The sequence below is a fragment of the Paenibacillus sp. W4I10 genome, from assembly GCF_030816325.1.
GTDB lineage: Bacteria > Bacillota > Bacilli > Paenibacillales > Paenibacillaceae > Paenibacillus > Paenibacillus amylolyticus_B.
Genome location: NZ_JAUSXX010000001.1, coordinates 5,834,567 through 5,860,714 on the forward strand (window position 1 = coordinate 5,834,567; position 26,148 = coordinate 5,860,714).

The following is a 26,148-nucleotide window of genomic DNA, read 5'->3' on the forward strand; positions in this document are numbered from 1 at the left end:
AGATGAGTCAGACCGGATCAATACCTACCGTTTCGATCTACGGCATTCCTTTTTCCAAACTGACGATGAAAGAAACGGTAAAGGTTCTCCAGGAAGCTGTGCTGTCCAAGCAACCACATCAAGTCATTACAGCCAATCCAATTATGGTCATGGCTGCATTGGAAAATCCCGCAATCATGGAAGTCATGCAAGCTGCGGAATTGATTGTTCCTGATGGAACAGGTGTTGTATGGGCTGCAAACTATTGTGGAGATCCTGTAGCTGAGCGAGTGCCGGGATTTGAGCTTTTACATGAATTGCTGCGTGTTGGAGAAAACTATCGATGGGGCGTGTATCTGCTTGGTTCGACCCCTGAGGTGATTCAAGAAACGGCAGTTCGGTTACAACAGCAGTATCCGGCGATTCGAATTGTGGGTTATCGCGACGGTTATTTTGGTCCGGCTGAGGATGAACAGGTCATCGCTTCCATTCGGGAAGCGGCACCTGATCTGTTGTTTGTAGCACGTGGGGCCGACACCCAAGAACCGTGGATTCACAAGCACAAAGATGCATTACAGGTTCCCGTAACCATGGGCGTTGGTGGCAGCTTTGATGTGATTTCGGGCAAAACCAAACGTGCGCCTATGCTGTTTCAAAAGTTAAGACTGGAGTGGTTTTATCGCTTATTGCGTGAACCAAGCCGGGCAGGCCGGATGCTTGCGCTTCCGAAATTCGCTGTTAAGGTGATGCGTGACAAAGAAAACGTGACGAAAGTCCGTTAAAAACAGGTAATTGCGAGATAAATGCGTGTTTTTGCTAGAAATTGAGGATGGCTTTTCGGGTGTGATGAGCGTATAATTCATTCCGGATTACATGTGTGCCACTCCATGAAAACAGAAGCGTTACACTTGGCACTACGATTGCAAGGCAACCTGTCGATCGCCCTTATCCCCAGATTTCCTTTTATCCTTTTTCAAAGGATGAAATCCGGTGATAAATGCGAACGTTACACTTCTCTAGGTTTTCCTTGCACTCTCCGTTATCGTGTAACAAAATTTTTCATCTAAAGTGACTAACAAATAATTTTTTTATATATAAAAAGAGATCAGGGGATTTATAATTTCGTACAGGTATTATAATTGGGGGTCGAATGTTCAAATGGTAGCGATCTTTATCATTGGATTTATCGTGTCAATGGGACTGGCTCTTGCCCTGACACCACTTGTCAAAAAGTTCGCAGTCCGCATTGGCGCAATGGATACGCCGAATGCACGTAAAGTTCACACACGGATCATGCCACGTCTTGGTGGTCTAGGGATATTTCTGGCCTTTATTATTACAGTTGCTGCATTGCTTCCTTTTGTATCGGCATGGTTCACAACTCGGGACATGAGTTTTGTCAGTGCGTTTCTGATTGGTGGAACAATTATCGTGCTGATTGGAGCACTCGATGATCGGTTTGAACTGTCGGCCAAAGTGAAGTTGCTTGGTCAGATCGTTGCTGCTTCTGTCGTTGTATTCGGATTTAATATCCGGGTAGATTTCGTTAACATTCCTTTTCAGGATTCCTATTCTTCACTCGAAGCTTGGGTATCCATTCCGCTGACGATCTTATGGATTGTTGGTGTAACCAATGCGATTAATCTGATAGATGGTCTGGATGGTCTGGCTGCCGGTGTATCTGGTATTGCAATTGGTACCATTGCCGTGATGTCCTTCCTGATGGGTAACATGATGATCGCCTTGATGTGCCTTGTGTTGCTGGGTAGTATCATCGGATTCCTGTTCTTCAACTTCCACCCGGCTAAGATCTTCATGGGGGATACCGGATCACTATTCCTTGGTTTCTCTCTGGCGATGCTGTCTATGCTCGGATTCAAACAAATTGCTATCGTGTCCTTCATTACCCCGCTGATCATTATCGGTGTGCCGCTCTCGGATACCTTCTTCGCGATTATCCGTCGTGCGGTACAACGGAAACCGATTTTCGCACCGGATAAAGGTCACCTGCATCACTGCTTGCGTGAACTTGGATTCAGTCACCGTCAGACGGTACTGATCATCTATGGAATTGCCGCGTTCTTCGGAGTTCTGGCGATTATCCAATCGTCCGCTGCTATGTTCGAAGCCAACTGGGTAACATTTGTGGTCATCTGTATTATGATGTTCTTCCTCCAGGTGGGAGCAGAAGTCATCGGACTTGTTAGCAAAACGAGAAGACCGGTTATTAACTTCCTGATGCGCATGCGCGTCAAGTTGAATCCAGAGACTCGTTCGAAATCATAAATAGATAAATGTAATGGTTACAGCTATTCTTGAATATTATTCCAGACCCAACCTTATCCCTTGTGGATAAGGTTTTTTGTTTATTTTGAGATTTTTACTAAATAATTGGAACCTTTTGCCGATATATAAAGGTAACTGACTTAAAAAGAGGAGAGATGATATTTAATGCAACAAAAGAAACGGCCGTTGGTCTGGATCATGTTGGTCACCATGGTGTTCTCATTGTTCCCACAAGGTCTATTCGGTGGGTCCGTTGCTTCGGCTGCAGATGCATTTTCAACGTATTTTACGCCATCTGATAGAACAATCCGAGAAAGCTCAAGACTTTCGCTTGTCTATGATTCTACTCCAGGCAAGGATAACTCCAACTTTCTGACAAGGGAACTTGTGTATAAAAGCCCTACTTCGTCCCTTGATATTACGGGCACATTTTCAATGGTTAACGGTTCGAGTCTAAAAGTGAAAGTTGAGCAGTTAAAGCTTGTTGAAGAAGGAAACTTGCGTACATGGGTTCCGGATGAAACACGTACTGTAACTACAGCTATCACGAATAGTGGCAGTAACCGTTTTACCGCTAGTAACGTAGGCTTATTTTCAGGATTCAACAGAATTACGTTTATTGGAACACAAGGAAATAGTTCTGTAGAAAGTTCTGATTCATTCTATGTAATGTATGATCCTGCTCCATATATTGAAAACTTCATACTTTATACAGACCGTACCATCCCAGGTGGCGGTGTAGCGTATAACCTAAATGAAGGTACCGAGACCGTTGTGGATACAGAGCGTGTAGATTTCCAGGGTACAGTTAAGAATGCAACTCAGGTCTCCATTTCAGTCAATGGTGGAGAACCAATGGACCCCCCTGTAACAACGGATGGTAGTTTCTTTGCATCTCAAATAAAGCTATTACCCGGTAAAAATATTCTGAAGTTCAACATTGAAGGTCAGCCTAATGGGATTGAAACGGAACGTGTTGTTTATTATTTTGATAAAACAAAACCTTTCGTAGATCTCAAAGTAACGATTGGAAATGAGACTAAATCTGTAGTGAGTAAAACGGATTTGGCAACTTTCACGGACCCAGATAAAACAAAAGGGACATTAGCTGGTCAGATCCTGGTTCCTTATGTGGAGGGTAGTGGCAAATTCGCAGATGAGGGTACTGTAACCGTCCAAGGTAAAAGTTACAGTATTATAGTACAGGCCCAAGATGAAAAGTTGATCACAGGCCCAGATGGAAAATCTGTCAAGTATCGAATGGTAAGCTTTACATCCACTGAGGAGTTTGATCTAACTCCTAGTAGCACTGACAGTACGAAGGCTGCCAAGGATCAGACACTTGTAGTGAAAATAGCCCAAGGTGCGTTCAGTGCGGAATATACAGCTAGTTACGTGTATTCATCAGGTGCACAAGATATTACGAACCTATATTACCTGCCTAACTATAAGGGAGGAGCAGTTGACTCTAAGAGACCACTTAATGGCGCAACATTGCAAGATGATAAATTATATATCCTGGTAGAGTCAGGAAGCTCTCTTGACAAGGTACCAGTTCCAACACTTAAAGGTGTTTACTTACCATCAGGACTTAAACCGGTTGAACTAAAACAATATCTTGGTGCAACAGGTCTAAAGGATAACGAGCAGATATATGAGATTACCAGCCTTGCAAGTGGTAAACAGCAACTTCGTTTCTCATTCAGTGATAATCCTGAACCAGATCTGGCTAAGGTAGTTGAGGTTACCTATGCGACGATTAGCTCAATCTACGTAGGAAGTATCCAGACAGGAGAAACGTATACGTTTGATTCATCCAAAGGAGAACAATACCTGAACGTAGAAGGTGAGCTGCTAGGTTTCAAAGACCTAAATGACTTGAAGGCAGAAATGCTTGTTAATGGTCAGTTGATAGCAACAACGGTAGAAAGTTTAGTGAATGCTACAGATTTGGTAGTCCCTGCAGGATCTACAAAGGTTCCGGTCATTGCATTCCCGAAAACACAGAAGTTCAAATTTAGTTTGCCAATTAAGAAAAATGGTCCAATCTATTATGGAGAGAACACCATTGATATTCGCGCCATTGTTGACGATGCGGGTGGAAGACCTAAAACGATAACATCGGTTCTGAAAATTAATGTAGTGGATTCGTACAACTCAACCATTGCTTCTTTTATGCCAACACGTATCCCTACAAGTAGAGAATTATTTGATAATAAAACAGTCGCGAACTACACGGAAGAGAAATTAAGTAGAATTTTTGCGGTGACTCCTGACTTTATTCTTAAAGACGGCAAGTATGTAACAAGTGAGAAAGAGTTCGACCTCGTGTTCCGAGGGAGTGGAGCGCAAAATATCAACTTGAGTTTCGGTTCAAAAGTGATTTTCAGTAAAACTGTTAATAATACAGAGGTTTTGGAAAGTACAGATAACGGTGCAACAGTTGGAGATATCACTGGCTCTGACTTTGCCGGTAATGAAGATTCATTCATCGGACGGATTCGTGGGTTGAAGTTCGATGCGCCAGGAACACAAGTGTATACGCTTGAGTTGATCAATAGTACAGGCGCTCGTTCTACACAACGAATTGAGGTTGTACGTGAGCCTGCTCCATACCGAATTTTGGCTCCTCAGCCAACGGTGGGTGATCAGATTGTTGTTAACAAGAACTATGTACGTTTTGATATCGAAGCAGAGGGTGCAACTCAAGTTCTGATTGGAAAGGAACCTGCTGAGAAGCGTACGGATTACAATAATCGTTTTGTGCTTGATTATGTGGGATTGAAGCCTGATAAGGATAATAAAATCAAGATTGAGATCACTCGTGCTGGTGGGACAATTAGTGATACAGTATCTGTGTACTACACTAGTGCAGTGACAACGAATTCACAGTATATGGCTCCTAAAGTAGCTAACAAATATACAGCTTTTAATAAGAATCTACAGCTTTCTTTCCCGAAAGGAACAGTTTTGCAATCCCAAAATTCAATAGGTATTACAAAATTCTATCCAACTAACAAAGTGTTGTTTGGAATTGCAGAACCGAGAAAAGGAATTGTAGAAAAGATAAATGATTACGGTTATGATACTGAAGTTGGAGGCGAATATAAGCCGAAGATTGAAATTCCACTGTCCGTTTCGGGTAATTTCTCATCTGCATTGGATACAAGTGACTTTGCGTTGATTTCCGATATTTATTGGATCAGTGGAGGTATTGGAGAACAAGGTAATCGAAATGATAGCAGTTATAAGTCAGCTACAGACGGAGTCACACCATACAGCATGGACGGAATTTTCACTACGTTTGCCGCTGAACGTATCCTTACTCCATCCAATCGTGGATCATTAATCTTGAACTACGATCCGTCAATTGTAGATGATGTGGGTTCAACAATCACCGTATTCCGTCTTTCGGACAAAACGCAGGCGGGTACCTGGGTGCCGATTGGTGGTAAAGTAGATACGAAGAAACATACGATCACAGTGCCATTTGATGAGTTCGGATATTATAAAGTAATGAAACAAAGCAGAAGTTACGCGGATATTACGAACCATCCATGGGCAAGAAACTACCTTAATGCCATGTATGCCAAAGGTCTGATGAAGCCATTGAAGAGTAATTCGTTTGGTGCAGATGATCGAGTAACACGTGGGGAGTTCGCAACACTGTTGGTTAAAGGTATGGATATTCCAATTACTACTCCGACGCAGCAAACATTCAGTGATGTAGGAAAAGGTACTGGAGCTGAGATCTGGAGTTATGAAGCCATTGAGACAGCAGCGCGTGTAGGGATTATAACGGGACGTAGCGATGGATTCTTCCAGCCGCAATTGCCAATATCCAGAGAAGATGCAGCCGTTATGATTGCGCGTGCGATGAACGCGAAGCTTGCAGCCAATGATAGCAAGTTGTCTTCAGCCCTAGGCAAGTCGTTCCTGGATTCATCTTCAATTGAGTATTATGCTCGTCCGGCTGTACAAGCTGTAACAAAGGCTAAGATCATGGATGGTAGTCCTGTGACTGTAGCAGGATCAACCAAACCACAATACCAATTCAATCCAAAAGGGAACATGACTCGCGCAGAAGCAGCGAAGATTGCTGTGGAATTGCTCAAAAAGAGCACAGGATTATTCCCTAAAACCTTGAGTTAATTCATTTGATACATTAATGCAATTTAGGAAGGACCTGTCCCTTACTCTAAAGGGGCAGGTTCTTTTTATGATCATCAACGAATGGACATAGAATACTTTTATAATAGAAGGAAACTGTTTTTACCAATAACTATTTTTGTAATTTGCTAGAGTATAAGATACAATAACGGTAAATACACAATGATCTAGAGGGTGAAGTTAGCTAATGAAACCGATTTATTCGAAAGCCCAGCTGGGCTACATGAAGGCAAAGACACAGTTTGAGAAGCAGGCAGTCATTCTGGAGAAAAAGTTGGAAGATACACGTAAGACTGAGGAGATCTCTCAGGAAGTGATGGAAGGACTTGTACAGTCCACGGGCTTCCATGATGCGTATAACAGTCTGGTGCTGGCTGAGAATGAGTTGATTGAATGGTCTCACACAACGATGAAGCATGAGAAAACGTACCGTGAGAACAGACAACCAATTGACGATATGTATCTGAGATTGAATAGTGATCCAAATATGCGTGCTCAAATTATTGAACTCGCGATGAAGATTAAATAACTTATATTTCCAGAATTGCACCAAAAGCATCCCAGTAGGGGTGCTTTTTATTTTGTGAATTTTGTCGCTTCATAGGTTTAAGTTGCGGGTATAAATAAACGTTGGTAGCACAGACAAACCAGAGATCACAATTCCAGATCCATTGCTGTATCAACGGTTTGAAAAGGTTTTGAATGGCTTCAATACCCGCACTGTACCTATACATAAAAAAAATCAAAACTTTTTTTGTGTAATCCGCAACTTTTTGAAATCTACTGCGTTTAAAGTGTAGAGTCGAAAACATTGGGCCTGTTACCAAGAATGACCTCGTGAAGAATCTTGTCTATTTTTTAGAAAAAATTGCTTTACGCCACGAGAGACCCATTGTATAATACGTAAGGTAGGATTAGGAAACTACTCTATTTACGTGTGATTCTGCTTTACAAACTAGTTTACAAGTTTCTGTGATATGCTCACAGACATCATTTATATTAACTTGCTCACAACTCTGGAAAGGGGGTGCAACAATATATGAGGAATACGAGCGACCCTATTAAAGAAAATTCAAATGTTATGAACGCCCAAGGAGGAGAAAAAAAGGTTATGAAGAAAATTTTATCCGTAGCATTGTCTACAGCAATGGCATTCTCAATGTTTGCATCTGTAGCATTCGGTGACACAGCAGTTTCCCCGCAACAACAGTTTGATGCATTGAAAGCAAAAGGTATCTTCAACGGTTATCCGGATGGTACAGCAGGTCTTGACAAAGACATGACTCGCGCTGAGTTTGCAAAGGTTATCACTAAATTGCTGGGTCTGAAAGAGATCACTGGAACTCTTTCTTACACTGACAAAAACTACACAGCTAAAAACTGGGCTGTACCTTACATCGAAGCAGTAACTGCTGCGGGTATCATGGAAGGTAAAAACGTTGAGAAGAAAATTTTCGACTTCAACGGTAAAGTGACTGTGTCCGAGATGGCTACAATCCTGACTCGTGCATTGGATCTTGAAATCCCAACTGAAACAAACAACACTGCTCCAGCTTGGGCTAAAGGTTATGTTCAAGCAGCAATCAACGCTGGTTTGGTTGATGCAAACACTAACTTCACAGCTAACGCTTCCCGCGAATTGTTGGTAGGTGCAGCTTTCGCAATCGATCAAGCTCAAAGCTTGAAAGTATCTTCTTACACAGTAACTGAAGCTGGTAAAGTTGTTGAGTTCAAAATCAGCGACGGCGAAACAGTAAAAGTAACTTTGGATAAAGCTCTCGAAGCTAACAAAGAAACTGAAGTGAAATTTACTTACAAAGATAAAGAGTTCACTGAAAAAGTTACTTATGTAACTACAGTAGCTCAAGCGGTATCTTCCGTATCTGCTACAAACTTGAAAGAAATCACTGTTAAGTTTGATGGTACTGTAGATCCAAACTCTGCTGAAAGCACTAATAACTATGTTGTTAGCGGATTGACTTTCAAAAGCGCTACATTGTCTGATGACAAAACTACTGTAACTTTGTTGGTATCTGAAGGTAACACTTCTTTGACTAACCAAAGATCCACTAGTCTTCAAATCAACAACGTTAAAAATGCTGATGCAACTAAAACATTTACACAAAAAGTAGAGTTTACTCCACTTGATGTTGCAGTTCCAGAAGTAAAAGAAGTTAAAGCTTTGGGAACAAAAGCTTTCAAAGTAGTATTCAGCGAGCCAGTTAAACCAGAATCTGTAAACGCAACTTCTTTCCGTGTAGATAACAACGTAATTGCAGCTTCTGTAAAATACGTTTATCCTAACACTGCAATTGTAACTACAGATCTGACTGCTGGTGAGCACACATTGCGTGTGAGCGGCGTACAGGACTACTCTGGTCTGTCCATCGTTCCAGTGGAAAGCAAATTCACAGCAACTGAAGATACAGCTGCTCCTAAAGTAGTTGGTGTTAAATCCAACGACCTGAAAGAAGTAACTGTTGAGTTCGACGAAACAGTGAAAAGCGTTGCAAGTGCTTATGCTAACACTACAGGCAACAACGCTCAATCCATTGAGATCAACGACAACAAAGTTACATTGAAATTCAACAATCCGTTGAATGTATCGGAAAACACAGTTTACCTGACTGCAGTATCCGACTACAGCAATAACTCTGCTTCCGTTGATGCGAAAGTAACTCCAACACTGGATACAGTTCGTCCAACAGTTGTAGATACTAAGTTCAAAATGGAAAACGGCAACTATATTGCTGAAATCCAATTCAGCAAATCGTTGAAAGTAGATTCTGCAGAAAATGCAGAAAACTATGTACTGAAAAATGCAGAAGGTAAAGTCGTAACTGATTCTGGTTTGACTTCCAAAGGTTACCCAGTAATCAAACCAGTTTATACTGATAACAACAAAACTGTTAAAGTTAACCTGGGAAGCAGCTTGAAATCTGATGCAACTTATACTTTGACTGTATCTGGTGTTATTGATACTGCTTATATCGGAAATGTATTGTTGCCTTACACTGCAACATTGAACGCTAACACAGCCCAAAACGGTAGTGTTACACGTGTGTGGTCCGATGTGACTAACGGTGTTCGTTACGTGTATGTTCAATTCAACAAAACTTTGGCTACTTCCGGTGACGGTAACGCTCTGGATGCAGCTAAATATATGGCAGTGAACGTTGATGCTAACGGTGTTGTTACTGGAACAGCTCAACAAATTGCTAAAGAAAACAATGACATCACATTGATTTCAACAAACACTGTTAGAATCGCTGTTACAAATAATTCTAACATTGACTGGACTAAAGGCGTTAAAGTATCCGCGAGCTACATTAAAGATTCCGAAGGTAAATACTTCAACAGTGGTAACTACACTGTAGGATCTAACGTTGGTTCTTCCGAAGTACTTGCGACAACTAACGATGTATATGCTACAAGCCGTAACGAAGTTAAAGTTAAATTCAACACAGCGTTGTCGAATGTTAACTTGGGAGATTTCGACCTGAACGGAATTCGCCCTACAAGCTACACAATGGCTGATTCTAACAAAACTGTAATTCTGAAGTTTGCTGACAACACAATCTCTAATGATGTTGACGGTTATACTTTGAAAGCTACTAACCCTAGCACTCAAGATAGCTTCGGTAACAAACTTCAAGCGTTCACTGCAAATGTACTCGACGGTATTACTCCAACGGTAACTTTGAAATCTATCGTTAAAACGGGTAACACTGTTACATTTACTGTATACGCATCTGAGGCTCTTGCAACAGATGGCAACTACGGTCCTGCTTACATCCAAGGATTGTTCAGCGTTGATGCAGGTAGCGGTGTGACTGCAACAGTTACAGGTGCTACTATCGACGCTACAGATAAGAGAACAATCACTGTTACTGCGAATGTAGTTGGTAATACAGATGGAAAAGTAGCAACTGTCAAATTTGACGGTGCTAAAAACAAAGCAGCAAAAGCTATTAACGACGAACACGGCAATGCATTGGATGAGTTCTCATTCGGTAAAGAGCTGTAATTTATATCTTACTAAAACAGCCTTGCATCTTTATAGATGCAAGGCTGTTTTTTTTTCGCCCGGCAGGGGTAATAACTTGGCGGTTAAGTCGGAAATAGTCTAACAGTAGGAAAAACACCCGCTTGAGGTACTGTCGATTGCGCTCAAATGGTTGAACCGCCGTATGCCGAATGCTACGTACGAGGTGTGAGAGATAGGCTACTCAATTAATGAGAGTCCTCCTACTCGATTTTATTTAAAATTTAGAGAACTTTTAAATTGTTGATACACAACAACATCGTAACTTTCTCCCGTTCTTAAACGTTTATAATATAAAGTAACAAGCAACTTATGGGAGGTTTGGAATTGGATCAAAAGAAAATGTTTGTGAGTTTGCTCGCGAGTGCAATGTTGATCAGTTCAACAGCTGGCATTGCCATGGCAGCGAGCACAACTAATAAAACGTCTGCCACCAGTTCAAATAGCAGTACATCGAAGAAAACGACTACAACTACGAAACAGGTTGTACATACACTTGGTAATCTGTCACCTGTTAAAGTGACTGCACGAAGTTCCGTAAGATTAACAGATGTTAATATCCTGTCTCAGGACGATGGCAATGTGGTTACATATACGTTGTCCTATAAAAACAATGACAGCACTCCAATGATGATGCTCGATTACTGGAGCAAAGTGAAAACCAAGGGTGGAACATCGTTCTCACCTAAACTGATTGCAAAGGATCAGGAAAAGAAAACGGTCGCGCCTGGATCAACGGTTGAGTTGACCTATGTCATGAAAGTAGGTCGCGAGGTGAAACTGAGTGATCTGAACTTCCTTATTGTGAAATGGGATTTCAGTCAAGCTAACTATGAACGCACGCTGGGTAAGTTTAACGTGCCCGCATCCTATAGCATTACCACACCTATAGGCAAACCAAAGACAGTTCGTCTAAGCGACTCTGCGGTGAAGGTAAAAGTATCTGGGATTAAAGTGTTTCCAGGTGAAGATAAGAATCAGTATGTGAAAATTGGCGTGAATTTAAACAATATCAGTTATAAGTTACTTGAAAATCCGAATATCAAATGGATCTTGCGTACGCCAAGTGGTACGAACTATCCGTTAACTCCGGATAAGGACAGTACAAATGTCAACATCCAGGCTCAAGCTAATAAGGCCCTCAGTCTGATGGCATCTCTTCCTACATCAGTGAAGCTGCAAAAGTCTGAGTTGTTGCTTGTAGAGGAACAGGGGGAAGAGAAGAGTGTTCTCCCTGTTGCTGCGTTACAATTGCCTGAAGCGAGCAAAACGAATGTAGAAGTCGCTGCCAATCAACCGAATATCATTTCTGTTGAAGGACAACGCCTGTCCACGTTGCTTGAATCCGCTAAAGTCCGAATCGATGATGGTGAGTATAGTCTTAACCTTCAAATGAAGCTCAAGAATGAAGGCAAGAAAGCCATTAAGGTGCCGACGTATACCTTCGAAGTACGGAATACAGACGGAACAGCCTATCCGATTGAAACCAAAGCATTGGATACATTGAAGTTGAACCCGGGTGATATCAAGACAATTAAGCTCAGTGCAACTCTTCAGGGTGATGGTGATACGAGCAAAATCAAGTTGTATGTAATGAGTCCGGTAGAAAAAAGTGAAGGCACAGAATCCACAACGTCTTCTCCAACGAATGACTTTGTCTTCTCCTATCCTGTAGGTGTCTATGCGATTCCTGAATCGGTATCCAGTGGAGATGGATTGACGACCGAAACGGTTATTAAAAATAACAAAGGTACATTTGGTGTGTCTTTTGGATCGTTACAGCGGTTGCCATGGCTCGATAGTGATATCATTGCTGCAAAAGTAACCATTCGTAATGCAGGTAACAAAACAGTTCAACTTCCAGAGCTTGAAGCGATGTTTATGATTGATTCTGCTGAGATTGAAGGAGACAAGAAGCTAATCTACACACAAAGTGGCAAGCTACTTGGAGCGGGCATGACAACCGAGGCTTATCTGTTGACCAAGATTCCTTCTGAATTACGTATATCTCGTCTGGAACTTAGTTTGAATGAGAAAGTTAGTGAAGAAGAAACGAATGAATGGATCACGTTAAATACATCTGGATTAATTCCACCGTTATCTTATGTCGGAAGTGGCAAGACATACACTTCGGGCACAGCTGATAAAGAGACCGAAATGGGTGTGCGGAGAACGATTCGTTATCCGGGTACGTCGTCAGACATCGTATATACCGAATTTGAGATGACGAACAAATCACTTCGTCAGAGTGGGCTTGGCAAACTGGTAGGTTACTTCAAAACAGCGGATGGCCAGTATTATAGAGCAACTGCGAAGCAAGCAGAGCGTTTGCCTGGTCCGGGTCAGAAGTCAATTGTCACGTTCTGGGCTAAGATTCCAAAGTCTGTTACGTTCTCAGACCTGCGCCTGATTGTGGGTGAAGGCATTGCAGATAGCAAGTTTGTTACCGGTGAAGGAGAAGCGAGTGCTTATGTAAATGCTTTGGCATTCGAAGTGCCGCCAACCTCTATCAGTGTTCAAGGCTCTCTGACCAATATTGATCTCTATCCTTACTCTTGGACTGCCAATAGTGTACGGGCATATCTTGCAGGCAGTACGTCTGTACAAGTAGAGATGAACTATAGCTTGACTCGCAATGAAGAGATCGAGACGGGTGAGAACGAACACAAATTAATCCTCACGCTGACCGATCAAGCAGGTAAATCATATGAAAAAGAGCTGACCTTGGGAACCGATCTGAAAGTAGGAACCAACCAGACACTGAGCTGGAGCGTAGAAGACAGCTTCTTCGAGAAGTTGCGTGGTGGTTCTTATCGTTTGACAGTATATGATCAATTTCAAGGACAACGTATCCGTCTTGCAGAGCAAAATTATGGATACGACATTTCTAAGCTTCCAAAAGAAGAACCGGAGTTCCCTACGTTCCCGACGGATGGGTTTTGATCAAGAACAGGCAGCACTATAATTAGTCACATACCTCGTTTCCACCGTCATGGAAACGAGGTTTTGCTTGTCGCATCCCTATTTTTTCTCTATAGTTAAAGTTAATAGATTACCAGAGGAGGAAAATGATTCACATGAAACCATATATGAAAGTATCCCTCGCTGCGTTCGCCATTGGTGTTGGCGTGTGGGTTGGGTCGGTATACAGCAATACAGCCATTGGAGCAGGCACCAGCCAACCAGGTACAGCGGATGATCCAGTCGTGACCAAGAGTTATGTAGATCAGCAGATCCAACAGGCTTTGGGTGGTAAGATCCCGACTGGAGGAGGTAATACCAATACGGGAACAGACAGTAATGCAGGAAATGGTAACAATACAGGCTCTACAGGAACCGGGAACTCAGGTAGCACAGGTGGAGACACGTCACTTCCTCCACTGGTCTCAGGCGCTTCTGAGGCCGTTGAGATCGTAACCGTGAAGCCGGGTCAACAGCTGATCGGCAAGTCTGGCGCGGAGTTAATTGTACGTAGCGGCAAAGCTGTGATCGTCAGTGAAGGTACGAATGGTGTAGCTGATCTGACGGACGGAATTGACCTGACGAATGGACAGGCAGCGCCGACCAATCACCTGCTCTCTTTTCCAAGGGATGGACGGGGGATCACGGTATTGGAAGGAAACAAATACAGCTTAACCGTAATGGTTCGTGGTGGATATACTCTGAAATAAGATTTGTAGCTGTTAAAGGAATTATACATTGATGATGCATTTCATTTGCTCAGATTACCCAGTTCTAACAAACATTAATACGGCTAGCGAGCCTTGTTCCTGCTCACTCTATAACTGTTGACAATCAATTAATGGAGGTGCAGGAACTATGGCTAGAAGCAATCGCAAAGTGGTACCCGAAAGTCGTCAAATGCTGGATCAGATGAAGTATGAGATTGCTGCAGAGTTTGGTCTCAATGTGGGTTATGGTGGCAGAGGTTTGGCTGGTGCGGATACAGAATTTGGATCTGAACTGGGTGAAGTGAGTGACCACTCATATGGGCAATATAAAGGGTGGGGACATCTAACTTCCCGCGAGAATGGATCGGTTGGTGGAGAGATCACCAAAAGGCTAATTCGCCAGGCAGAGCAGCACTTATAGGGCATTTTCCTTACCCCATTTCGTTTGACACGTCTTGACAAATACGTTAAGATGGCACTTGAGGTATGCAACCTTTTCCACTAGGGAAAGGTTGATTTTCGTTTGAGGCAATTACCTGAAAAATCCTTATCTTCGGTACTGCGGACCCTGCGTCCTTATTCCATTTTGGAAAGCTTCGAGGGTACAGTGAACGAATCGCTGTCATGTTTTGTTCGGGCAATCGCCATACTACTAGTTATGGGAGGTTGAAACTTCATGTCTGTTAAAGGCCGGCATCTATTTACATCGGAGTCTGTAACCGAAGGACATCCGGATAAAATCTGCGATCAGATCTCAGACGCCGTATTGGACGCGTTCCTGGCGAACGATCCCAATGCTCGCGTAGCTTGCGAAGTTTCCGTAGCCACAGGCTTAGTGCTTGTCATCGGTGAAATCAGTTCAGCTTCTGAATACGTGGACATTCCGTCCATCGTTCGTAATACAATTAAGGATATTGGCTACACACGTGCCAAGTTCGGTTTTGATTATAACACTTGTGCAGTTCTGACTTCTCTGAATGAGCAGTCCGCTGATATTGCCCAAGGTGTTAACGCAGCGCTTGAGAACCGTGACCCGGAACAAGTCGCTCGTGAAACGGAAAACATTGGTGCAGGTGACCAAGGTCTGATGTTCGGTTTTGCAACGAACGAGACACCGGAACTTATGCCATTGCCAATCGCATTGTCCCACCGTATCGCACGCCGTCTGGCGGAAGTGCGTAAGAATGGTACATTGGAATATCTTCGTCCAGATGGTAAAACGCAAGTAACGATTGAATACGACGGTGACAAGCCGGTACGTGTGGATACCATCGTTGTGTCTACTCAGCACGCTGAAGAGACTACATTGGAACAGATCCAAAAAGACATCAAAGAACATGTCATCTTGCCTGTTGTTCCAGCTGAATTGCTGGATGAGCAGACTAAATATTTCATCAACCCAACAGGACGTTTCGTTATTGGCGGACCTCAGGGAGATGCAGGCCTTACTGGACGTAAAATCATCGTAGATACCTACGGCGGTTATGCACGTCATGGTGGTGGTGCGTTCTCTGGTAAAGATCCAACTAAAGTAGACCGCTCCGCAGCATATGCGGCTCGATACGTAGCTAAAAACCTTGTAGCTGCAGGTCTTGCAGACAAGGTTGAAATCCAGCTCGCTTACGCAATTGGTGTAGCCAACCCGGTATCGATCAACGTGGATACATACGGAACTGGCAAAGTCAGCGAAGAGAAATTGGTTGAGCTTGTGCGCAACAACTTCGATCTTCGTCCGGCTGGCATCATCCGTATGCTGGATCTGCGTCGCCCAATCTACAAACAAACAGCAGCATACGGCCACTTCGGCCGTACAGACCTGGATGTGCCTTGGGAACAAGTGGACAAAGTAGACCTTTTGAAAACTCAAGCAGGTCTGTAATTAGCTAACTTTATGTGGATCATCCAATGAGGCCCTTGGTTCCGATAAGGAATTAAGGGTTTTTTTGTGCTTCTATCGATATCACTGCCTTGATTATCTTTTTCAGCGATTGTTCCCGCACCTATCCCTTTTCCTGAAATCACGACGCTTATTCTTATTACATTGCTTGTCATAGACAAAATGAAAATTATGGAATATATCCCCAATTAACTAAATGAAATCCCTTCTCTAACCGAAATACATAATGAGGTCTGTACATCAGACAAGAGAAGAAATTCAGATAAGGGGGAAGATCAGTGAAATTGAAGAGAATCGCCAGAAAAGGCATACTTGGACTCTTGATCGTCATGCTAACGGCTCAAGGCTGGCTTACGGGTTGGAGTGGAGTTGAGCGGGAAGCATATGCGGCACACGCATTAAGTGCAAATGGAATAACGAATACTGTTCCTGCTGTGAAAGGAACGAATGTGGATAGTTCAGTACCATTCGTTATTGATTTTGATAAACCTGTTCAGAAGGCACCTGGTACACAAAGTTCAATCTTGATTAAGCGTTTGGATGATAATACAACGATGGGTTCGGTGCTGGTATCCAGTGACCAAGTTGTGATTGATCCCACACCACCGATTACAGATCCTACGACACCGGATGCGGGAGACAGCACACCTGTACCAGCTACTGGCCTACGAGTGACAATTACACTGGGCAAAGATCTACCGGGAGCAACATACTACGTAGAGATAGATAATAAATCATTTGTTTACGCGGACAATACTCCATTTCCGGGACTGACTAACAAAGAGTGGACTTTCAGTACGCTGGGGCTAGGCTCAACTTCCCTTGTGAGTAGAGTTCCTGATAATGCAGCAATGGTATCCCTTTCAACTAAGGTAGTGATGACGTTCGATAAGCCGGTAACCGCAGGTAGAGGGAATCTCATTATTTATCAGGGAAGAGTTGGTGGTACAGTATTTGAGCAGATTCCAGTAAACGCAGGAGCACCTCGAATTACAGGTTTTGGAACCAATACGATTACGATCGTTCCCACGAATAACTGGAACAACAACACTACATATTACATCGTAATGCCAGAAGGTTATTTGCGAGATAGCAATGAGAATGATATCAGTGCAATTAGTGGGAATGTTTGGGGATTCAATATCATATCCGATCCGACGTCCCTCATGGTATCTACTGTATCTCCCGCAAACGGTACTACCAATGCACCCTTAACGGGAAATTTAACAGTTACGTTCAACAAAGAACTTGATCCGAATTACATTCAGAATGTAACGCTCAAAAAATCAAATGGAGCAACGGTTGCATCCAAGACAGTCATTAATAGTGCAAACAATAGACAATTGCTGATTACACCTACGAACGCATTGGATAGCAACACAAATTATGTGGTAGACATTCCAGCCAATACGTTTCGTGATAAAGCAGGAAATACATTTACAGGTCTTAATGGGTCTACATCATGGGCATTTAAAACATTAAGTGCAGATACAACTGCACCTGTGTTGAAGAATGCTAAGATGCATAGCAATAACACCATTCGCCTGACTTATGATGAGTGGCTGTACAGCACTAATTCGCTGAGTAGTACTTATGCTGTAACTGTAAATGGGGAAAAGAGGAATGTCAGCTCCACTTATATTTCGGGTGACAGTGTGTATGTTGTCTTGGATACAGGTGTAGCGGTAGGACAGGTTGTGCGGATCGCATATGCACCCGGTACTACAGGCAATCGTCTTACAGATCAATCTTCCAATGCTGCGGCTGCTTTTGGCGCAAGAGATGTGGAGAACGGTTTAGATTCTGTCATGTCCAAGCCGCGAGAAGGTAACGTGTATTACAGTACAATTACGTTGTACTACCCTGAGACGGTATATATCACTTCAAGTGATGCAGCAAGACAATTCAGTGTAACTGCGGATCAGTCGGCTGTAGGCATTAATAGCATCTCGGTTAACAATAGCTCGGTTGTGACGTTGAATCTCAGTCGATCCGTTACGGATGGTGAAGTCGTGCGAGTCGCATACACGCCAGGTTCATGGCCTGTAAAAGATACACGTGGACAGGCTCTTGCTGGATTCAGCGGCTTCTATGTCCGCAATTCAATTGATACCAAACCACCTGAGTTAAAGAGTGCTGAGGTGAGTGGTAACAAGTTATGGATGCGTTACAATGAACCACTAAGCACGACGAATAAACCGCTCAACAGCCAATATTCAGTTCTGGTCGATGGCAAGCCAGTCTTCGTTAATGATTCCGAGATCGAAAATGATCTGGTCACGTTAACACTGGCTTCAGCCGTGAAGGATACACAAAATATATCGCTATCATATGTACCCGGAGCATTGCGATTAACGGATTTGAACAATAACCCAGCAGGATATCTCAATCTGACTCCAGTAACATACACATATGGAAATGGGAAAATCCTGTCGGCTACGCTTCAAGGAGACACGGTTCAGATTAATTTCCGTGATTCAATACAGTCCCAGGCTGCACTAACAGCATCTCAGTTCAGTGTAGTGATTGGTAATTCAACCACGACTGTATTGTCTGCTTCAGCTTCTGGCTCTGTGGTGACGTTGAAAGTGGATACTTCAGCAGTAACATCGACAGCTACTCAGACGGGAACGGTGAGTTATGTTCCTGGGGCAGTGCCGTTACGGGATGCGTCGAATGTCACGATAACAGCATTTGGTCCACTTACGTTGCAACAGACGAATAATAGTTCGAACAATAATCAGTCGGGAAGCCTTCCTTCCTGGTTGTCGGAATTGGATGAATCAAGCTACGGTCAATCATTGCTTGTGATGAATAATACTACGGCATCTGCTGTATCTGCGATGTCACATTTTAACCGCCCGACTCGTCAATTCAACGTGGATACAAACAAATTGATCCAGTCCTTTGAATATGCTTCGACGGTGGGGAAATTGAATCAGCCGGTGGTATTCGAGATTCCGGATAGTGAAGCGGCTGCGTATGTTGGACTCCCATTAAATGCACTGACTCAGATTGCTGCAAGTTATCGCACCGGTACCATTGGTGTGAAGTATGGAGATCGTCTTTGGACGGTGCCACTGTCTAATTTAGATTTGGCAGCTATGAGTCGAAGTGTAGGAACGCCAAACACAAGTACAATAACAGGAGCAGCAGTTCCATCCTTATACGTTCAGTTAGAGACGGTACCTGTGTCTTCATCGGGGACGATGGAAGGTTTGATTGCAGGTGCAGGAGCGCAGAAGCTTGGCAACTATACGGACGTATATTTGTATGCCGGTAATGGAACAAGCGATCAACGTGTAGATCAGAATGTCAAAAGCCAACTGGCCATGCAATTGGCTGCCAATACCCCAAGTGTAACATCCGGATTTACGTATATCGATCCAGTTACGTTTAGGTTATCGAATGTACCTAGTTCCTTTAAAAATACGACAGGTGGTGTAGTTGTTCGAGGACAGCTGAATGGCAATCAGTCGGTAGTCCCTGTTAACAACATCGTTAGTTATCCGGATACGGCGTCACACTGGGCTAGTGAGGTCATTAAAGAACTCTCAGCCAAATGGATTATTAGCACACCGGGTGGTTCCTTCTACCGACCAAATGAGAACATTTCACGTGCGGAATTTGCTGAATTGGTCGCTAGAGGTCTAGGACTGAATGGAGAACCAACCGCAGCAAGTCGTTTCCAGGATGTTCGTAGCGGTAGTGTGACAAGTGCCTATATCGGGGCTGCGGCTGAAGCGGGAATCATTACGGGAAATACCGATGGTACGTTTAAGCCGGATCGCCCTATTACGCGTGAGCAGATGGCGCTCATGATGGTTCGTGCGATGAACTACGGTGGGAAAACAGTCTCTCTTCAATCTTCGGCTGCTACCACTCTATCCAAGTTCAAGGACAACAACAAAATCCAGTCCAAAGATTCTGTCGCCAAAGCGGTGCAGGAGGGAATCATTCAAGGCATGACAGCCAGAACATTCGAACCCCAAGGGAACGCGACTCGCGCTCAGGCAGCAGTGATGTTGAAACGGGTTTTGGACAAATTAGGATATCTATAAATTAATAGGGACACTTCAAGGAAGCTCATTTCTTGAGGTGTTCTTTTTATTGAGATGTGTACAAATCTAACAAGCTCTCTCTTAATAGATCCTTCTAATTAGAAAAAGGACAAAAAAGAGGTGGTTATATATAGAAAGGGTGACTTTTTTGAACATTACTAAGATAATCAAAAAAGTATTATATGAACGAATTCGAGAATTATCATTCGTTTATCAAGATTCTTCATCCAATCCTTGGGAAGGAAATATATGAATCATAAATGGACTTCTGTTGTGCTGACTCGTGCACAGACGAAGTCTATTTTTTGATTAGTTTAACTACATAGCAGAAACGTATGGAATTGATTAACCAATATATACCTCAATCTTGGCTGGGGGCGTAACTTTTTCCACAAAAAGCAGTCTATTAATAGAAGAGTATACTAGAGATCTCGCTATCTGCTGCCTACTTGGCAGTGTTCGTGATGTCTAAGATTGATATACAAGATGGGAGAGACGTTTCAGACATGCTGGGGAAACATGGGAAACAGCTGGAAGACGTTAAGGGCAGTAAGGTGAAGAAATGGGCGATTGTGACGCTGGCGGGTGTGATCTGGATAGCACCGGTGATGAGCGCAGGCGGGCAGATGTGGTCAGGCACTTCATGGCAATCGGTGGCCGCAGCGGCATCTACGAATACAAGCAAGTTGAGTGAAGAAATTCTGACTTCGGGTGCGAAGCTCATGAAATACAGATATACAACAACACGTTCCGGTTCCAAGGTCAACGTACTGGCGGATGTAATTCAGGTGGATCTGCAGAACCCGTATGTGAAGCTGGATGTGATGACAGGCAAGGGCGGTAATCTGAACAGTAAACAGAGCACGGGTGCCATGGCTAAGGAAAATGGTGCAGTAGCTGCTGTGAATGGCGATTACTTCAATGTATCCGGCGAGCTCGCACCAATTGGTGGACAGGTCTCCGATGGCGTACTGGTCTCCACACCTTCCGAACTGTCGGGCATGTATGCCCTCACGGTGACCAAGGATGGCAAGCCGATGATCGATGAGTATTCCTTTGACGGAACTGTGAAGGCACAGGATGGTTCAACCTTTGCTTTGCGTGGGATAAATAAAGAGGATTATACAGTAGAGTCGGGCGCGGTGAAGTATAGTCATGCCAACTCGATGTATATTTATACACCTGTATGGACCTCCGCCAAACGTCCGAATGACCCTTCCACAACGCCGACAGAGGTTCTCGTGCAGAACGGAGTAATTACCCAAATCTCGGATAAAAAAGCGTTAAACATGACGGTACCGAAGGATGGGTACATTTTGCGTGCGCATGGAACAGCGGCGACATGGATCATGAGCCATCTATCTGTTGGGCAAACCTTGGATGCGGATTACAAACTGAAAGCTAAAACAACCGGGCAATCGGTCGATCCAAGTAACCTGGAGATGATGATTGGCGGTCACACCATTTTGGTAAACGGTGGAAAGGCAGCATCCTTTTCCCGTGATATCGCATCTTCCGGCATCGGTGGCATTCGTGCAAGAACGGCAGTAGGATACTCCCAGGATGGTCGGTATGTCTACATCATTGCAGCGGAGAAAAACAGTAACAGCAGCGGGATGTCGCTGACGGAACTGCAATCCTTTATGACCAGTGTGGGTGTATGGAAAGGCATGAACCTGGACGGAGGCGGCTCCACAACCATGGTAACACGTCCGTTGGGGGAGCAAACCGCTGGTCTGACGTTCAACACAGAGTACGGCACTGAGCAACGTCAGGTTGTAAACACGCTGGGGGTGTTCTCTACGGCCCCTGCAGGTAAACTGAAGGGCTTTGCCGTGAGTGGCAGCCAAACGTTGCTGGTGGGACAAGAGGGCAAGTACACAGCCAAAGGATACGACACCTACTACAACCCGATCGCAACAGGCGATATCAGCATGTCCTGGAAGTCCAGCAACAACAGTATCGTGAGTGTCAGCAACGGAACGATCAAAGGCGTGAAGCCGGGTACAGCCACCCTGACAGCTACGAGCAATGGAGCTTCATCGTCCATTAAAGTATCGGTACTGGGTGGAAGTGAATTGTCTTCTCTGACAGCAGGATCGGGTCTTGGTTCGCTCAAAGCGGGCACAACGATATCGATTCCGGTGACGGCAACGACGAAGAATGGACAAAGTGTAACGGTTCCGGCAGACTCGCTGACATGGGAATTTATCGGGTTCAAAGGTAAAGTTACGGCTGACCAATTAACGGTATCTTCCGTCAATTCTGGTGCACAAGTGGGATATGCGATTGGTCGTTATGATGGGTACAGCACAGTCGTAGTACTCTCGGCTTCTGCAAGCGAAACGATCTGGGAGAACTTCGAAAATGTGAATTATCCGATCAACTTCACGACGAACGCAGCGGGTGTAACGGGTACGGCAACCGTTACAGCAGGAACGGGTGAGAAAGCCGGCTCCAATGTACTGCAACTCGGTTATGATATGACTGCTGGAACAGGCAAAATGTACGCTTATGCACAACTGAACGGCTCTACCGGCAGAGAGGTATCAGCTGCAGCTACATCAATGTCGATGGATGTTATGGGAGATAAGAGCCTGAACTGGCTGCGTGCCGAATTCACGGATGCCAATGGCAAAACGGTATATGCCGATCTCGCCAAGGCGATTGACTGGAACGGGTGGAAGAAGCTGAGCGTGGACCTGAATGGCCTGAACATCGCCTATCCGGCGAAGCTGAAGCGGGTCTATGTGGTGAACGTGGAAGAAGGTCAGGATGAGCGTGCGAAATCAGGTACGGTTGCCTTTGACAACATCGCATTCACGATGCCTTCCAAATCCAGTGAAGTCGGATTGCCTACGGGTACAGCCTCTCTTGTACTTGGACAGAAGTCGATGACGGTGAATGGAACGAAAATAGCAATTGATGCAGCACCGGTCCTGAAAAATGGTACAACGTATGTGCCAATCAAACATGTTTTGGACGCTTTTGGTGGTCAGGCAAGCTGGGATAGCAAAAATCAGCGGATCACGGTATTACGTGGGGGCAAGCTGATTGATCTGGTTGTAGGGCAGAAAGAATTCATTCTGAATGGTAAAAGACAGAGCGCAACTGTTGCACCATACGTAACGGGTGGTAGGACTTTAGTCCCTCTTAGACTCGTTTCCGAGCAACTTGGTTTGACTGTAAAATGGGAACAGAAAACGAAGACCGTTACCATCTCATCGTGATATGGTATGATATATACCGGAAACGATAGAAATGGAGTCGAACAAACGTGGATTTACAAGCCGATGCCATAGACCGCGTCATTAAAAACGCCATACAAGTCATGGAAAACAGCAAATATCAAATGTTCGAAATTATGGACTCGACTCGCGATGAGCTGAAAACACTCAACGAGGAATTAAAGTCGGTGTTGAAGGAGACGGCGGAAACGATCGAGAAAGTAGATCAATTGGAGCTGAACTACCGCCGTTCCCGGATCCGGCTGACGGAGGTTAGTCGTGACTTTGTCCGTTATTCCGAGCATGATATCAAGCAGGCGTATGAGAAAGCAACACAGCTGCAGCTGGACCTGATGATTTATCGGGAGAAGGAAATGTATCTGAAGGCCCGTCGGGATGATCTGCAGAAGCGTGCCAAAAATGTGGAAGCTTCTGTGGAGCGTGCCGAGACCATCGGTTCGCAGATGGGTGTTGTACTCGAGTACCTGTCAGGTGAACTGGGTCAAGTGACCCGGATCATCGAATCTGCCAAAAATCGACAAATGATTGGTTTGAAAATAATTTTGGCCCAGGAAGAAGAGCGGAAACGTATTGCTCGTGAGATTCATGACGGGCCTGCGCAGATGCTCGCCAATCTAGTGCTTAGGACGGAAATTGTAGAAAGAATGCTCATTAAGCAGGATTTTAAGATGGTCCAGGCCGAAATAGTAGATTTGAAAGGCCAGGTTCGTTCCAGTCTTGAAGAAATGAGAAAAGTTATTTTCAATCTGCGTCCTATGGCACTGGATGATCTGGGACTGATTCCAACGCTTCGGAAGTACGTGCAGGATTTTGAGGTAAAAACGAAAATCCGGTCGCTTTTTGAAACAAGAGGTAAAGAACACCGTTTATCTTCCGCGATGGAGGCAGCGATCTATCGTCTCGTGCAGGAAGGTCTGTCGAATGCTGCAAAGCATGCTTATCCCACATATGTTGTAGTGGAAATTACATATCAGGCTCAGCTCGTCAAGATTGTCGTTCAGGACAATGGGCTTGGGTTCAAACCGGAGCTTCTTGCAAAGAAAAGCAAGGATCATACCCACTTCGGTCTGATTGGGATGAGAGAACGGGTTGAACTGTTAGAAGGAAGAATAGAGATTGAATCCGGAGAAAATCAAGGAACCAAAATAGTAATTCATATCCCGACAAACGTGGATAAGGGAAAGGAGTAGTAGGATGATGGAAAACCGTGATACGGGTAGAGCACAAATTAAAGTTCTTTTGGCTGATGATCATCAGCTGTTCCGTGAGGGACTGAAACGCATTTTAAATATGGAGGACGACATTGAGGTCATCGGCGAATGTGGCGATGGTATTCAAGTGCTCGAATTCTGCAATCAGGATAAACCTGATATCGTATTGATGGATATTAACATGCCGATCGAAAATGGGGTTGAAGCAACGGAGAAATTGCGTGAACTGTTCCCTGATGTAAAAGTGATTATCTTGTCCATTCATGATGATGAAAGTTATGTATTTGAGACGCTTCGTAAAGGGGCTAACGGATACTTGCTGAAGGATATGGAGGCCGAGTCTCTGATCAATGCGATTCGTTCCGTGCATGAAGGACATGCGTTCATTCATCCGAAAGTAACGGGCAAACTGATCATGCAGCTGCGTCGTATGACGTATCTTAATGAAACAGGGGCAATGAGTGAAGGAGCTTCGAAGGAAGCAGGCGTTAAATTTGTCGCTGGCGACAATAACCCGCTCACACGTCGTGAGGCTGAAGTATTGCGTTTGATGGCAGAAGGTAAGAGCAACAAAATGATTGGTGAATTCCTGTTCATCAGTGAAAAAACAGTAAAAAACCATGTCAGCAGTATTCTGCAGAAGATGGAAGTGGACGACCGTACGCAAGCTGTTATCAATTCGATCAAATATGGTTGGGTTACGCTCTAATACCTTATGTTTTTCGTAAAGCAGTATTCTTACGGTAAGTTAGTCCATTGGTTGATTCAACCTAGACGAAGTATAGATTGGTGTTCACTCGCGCCCTTTCCAGAATGTTGGATTGGTCTGCGGGTTAATGGACTTTATCACTGCAAATGAGCAAAGTGTAAGGTTGTGCGGAACATATGTTCAAGCTTAGGCGTGAATGAATGACCTGGCCTGTCTTTCTTCGTCCGGTGTCGATCAGCGTGGAATATGAGTGATAGGAAATGCAAGTGTAACCCTTCAGGAAGTACAGCATATACTTGTTGTATACAGGGATGTTCGCCATGGGTGAGCATGACCTTCCGAGGAGGTGCAGTTGCCATGGTTGCTCATCTGACTATGATTCTGCTCATATACTTCCTGGCGGCAATGGCCGTTCATGCCATGCACCAGCGCCATCTTTCCCGTCCGGAATCTGAAGGTTTCGAGCAGATCCTGCTCATCCCTTCCAATCAGGCAGGGCGGATCGAAGGCATTGTCAGAGAACTTTGCCGGGAATTGTTATACCGTGGTAAGAGCTTCAGATTAACCGTTGTTGCTGATCGTACAGAAGCGGAAACGATTACGATTATTGAAAAGCTTATGCAAAGGCAAGGAATGGAGACATCTTATCTGCCTGCTGTCCCTGCTGATATTGAAAGGGTAGCACAGACCGATCACACTTTTCGACTGATTGATTTGCGTGAGTCAAAGCAATAAATCATCATGTGAACGGAAATGGGATTAACATTTCACAGATCTACAGAGAAAAGATTACAGCAGAAGCTGTAGTCTTTTTTTGTAATTGTAGCCAAGTCTGCTTTTAAATTAAAAATGGGTTTTTATGCAATCTATG

General features: G+C 44.1%; 14 protein-coding genes. All 14 read left to right on the top strand.

Annotated features, from left to right (window positions below):
• Positions 1–2 precede the first annotated feature (2 nt).
• The 14 genes from QF049_RS26205 to QF049_RS26270 all read left to right on the top strand — a co-directional run bounded on the left by QF049_RS26205 (position 3) and on the right by QF049_RS26270 (position 26,012).
• Positions 3–761 carry a WecB/TagA/CpsF family glycosyltransferase gene (locus tag QF049_RS26205; protein WP_307541757.1) on the top strand — a complete coding sequence of 253 codons (759 nt, stop codon included), beginning with the start codon at positions 3–5 and terminating at the stop codon, positions 759–761.
• A gap of 376 nt (positions 762–1,137) precedes the next feature.
• On the top strand, positions 1,138–2,265 hold the full coding sequence (locus tag QF049_RS26210; RefSeq protein WP_036612523.1) for a glycosyltransferase family 4 protein: 1,128 nt from the start codon (positions 1,138–1,140) through the stop codon (positions 2,263–2,265).
• A 165-nt stretch (positions 2,266–2,430) separates the two neighbouring features.
• Positions 2,431–6,417 (top strand): S-layer homology domain-containing protein, encoded by a 3,987-nt coding sequence (locus tag QF049_RS26215; protein WP_307541759.1) that lies wholly within the window; start codon positions 2,431–2,433, stop codon positions 6,415–6,417.
• Between the two features lie 205 nt (positions 6,418–6,622).
• Positions 6,623–6,964 carry a hypothetical protein gene (locus QF049_RS26220; protein ID WP_307541761.1) on the top strand — a complete coding sequence of 114 codons (342 nt, stop codon included), beginning with the start codon at positions 6,623–6,625 and terminating at the stop codon, positions 6,962–6,964.
• Positions 6,965–7,474: 510 nt separating this feature from the next.
• Positions 7,475–10,462, top strand: coding sequence for an S-layer homology domain-containing protein (locus QF049_RS26225; protein ID WP_307541763.1), 2,988 nt, complete (start codon positions 7,475–7,477; stop codon positions 10,460–10,462).
• Positions 10,463–10,807: 345 nt separating this feature from the next.
• Positions 10,808–13,423, top strand: a complete 2,616-nt coding sequence (locus QF049_RS26230; protein ID WP_307541765.1) for a hypothetical protein — start codon at positions 10,808–10,810, stop codon at positions 13,421–13,423.
• A gap of 134 nt (positions 13,424–13,557) precedes the next feature.
• Positions 13,558–14,151, top strand: coding sequence for a hypothetical protein (locus tag QF049_RS26235; RefSeq protein ID WP_307541767.1), 594 nt, complete (start codon positions 13,558–13,560; stop codon positions 14,149–14,151).
• 148 nt (positions 14,152–14,299) lie between these two features.
• On the top strand, positions 14,300–14,572 hold the full coding sequence (locus tag QF049_RS26240) for an alpha/beta-type small acid-soluble spore protein (RefSeq protein WP_017691962.1): 273 nt from the start codon (positions 14,300–14,302) through the stop codon (positions 14,570–14,572).
• A 255-nt stretch (positions 14,573–14,827) separates the two neighbouring features.
• Entirely contained in the window at positions 14,828–16,030 is a 1,203-nt protein-coding gene (metK, locus tag QF049_RS26245; RefSeq protein WP_105600112.1) for a methionine adenosyltransferase, read from the top strand.
• A 296-nt stretch (positions 16,031–16,326) separates the two neighbouring features.
• Positions 16,327–20,109 (top strand): S-layer homology domain-containing protein, encoded by a 3,783-nt coding sequence (locus QF049_RS26250; protein ID WP_307541770.1) that lies wholly within the window; start codon positions 16,327–16,329, stop codon positions 20,107–20,109.
• A 506-nt stretch (positions 20,110–20,615) separates the two neighbouring features.
• The gene (locus QF049_RS26255; RefSeq protein WP_307541772.1) at positions 20,616–23,339 is read left to right on the top strand and encodes a stalk domain-containing protein; all 2,724 of its coding nucleotides are present in this window, start codon (positions 20,616–20,618) and stop codon (positions 23,337–23,339) included.
• 47 nt (positions 23,340–23,386) lie between these two features.
• Positions 23,387–24,547, top strand: coding sequence for a sensor histidine kinase (locus QF049_RS26260; RefSeq protein ID WP_307541774.1), 1,161 nt, complete (start codon positions 23,387–23,389; stop codon positions 24,545–24,547).
• Positions 24,548–24,554: 7 nt separating this feature from the next.
• Complete coding sequence (locus QF049_RS26265; protein WP_307543433.1) at positions 24,555–25,277, top strand: response regulator transcription factor; 723 nt, start codon at positions 24,555–24,557, stop codon at positions 25,275–25,277.
• A 330-nt stretch (positions 25,278–25,607) separates the two neighbouring features.
• Positions 25,608–26,012, top strand: a complete 405-nt coding sequence (locus QF049_RS26270; protein ID WP_307541776.1) for a hypothetical protein — start codon at positions 25,608–25,610, stop codon at positions 26,010–26,012.
• The last annotated feature ends 136 nt before the right edge of the window (positions 26,013–26,148 follow it).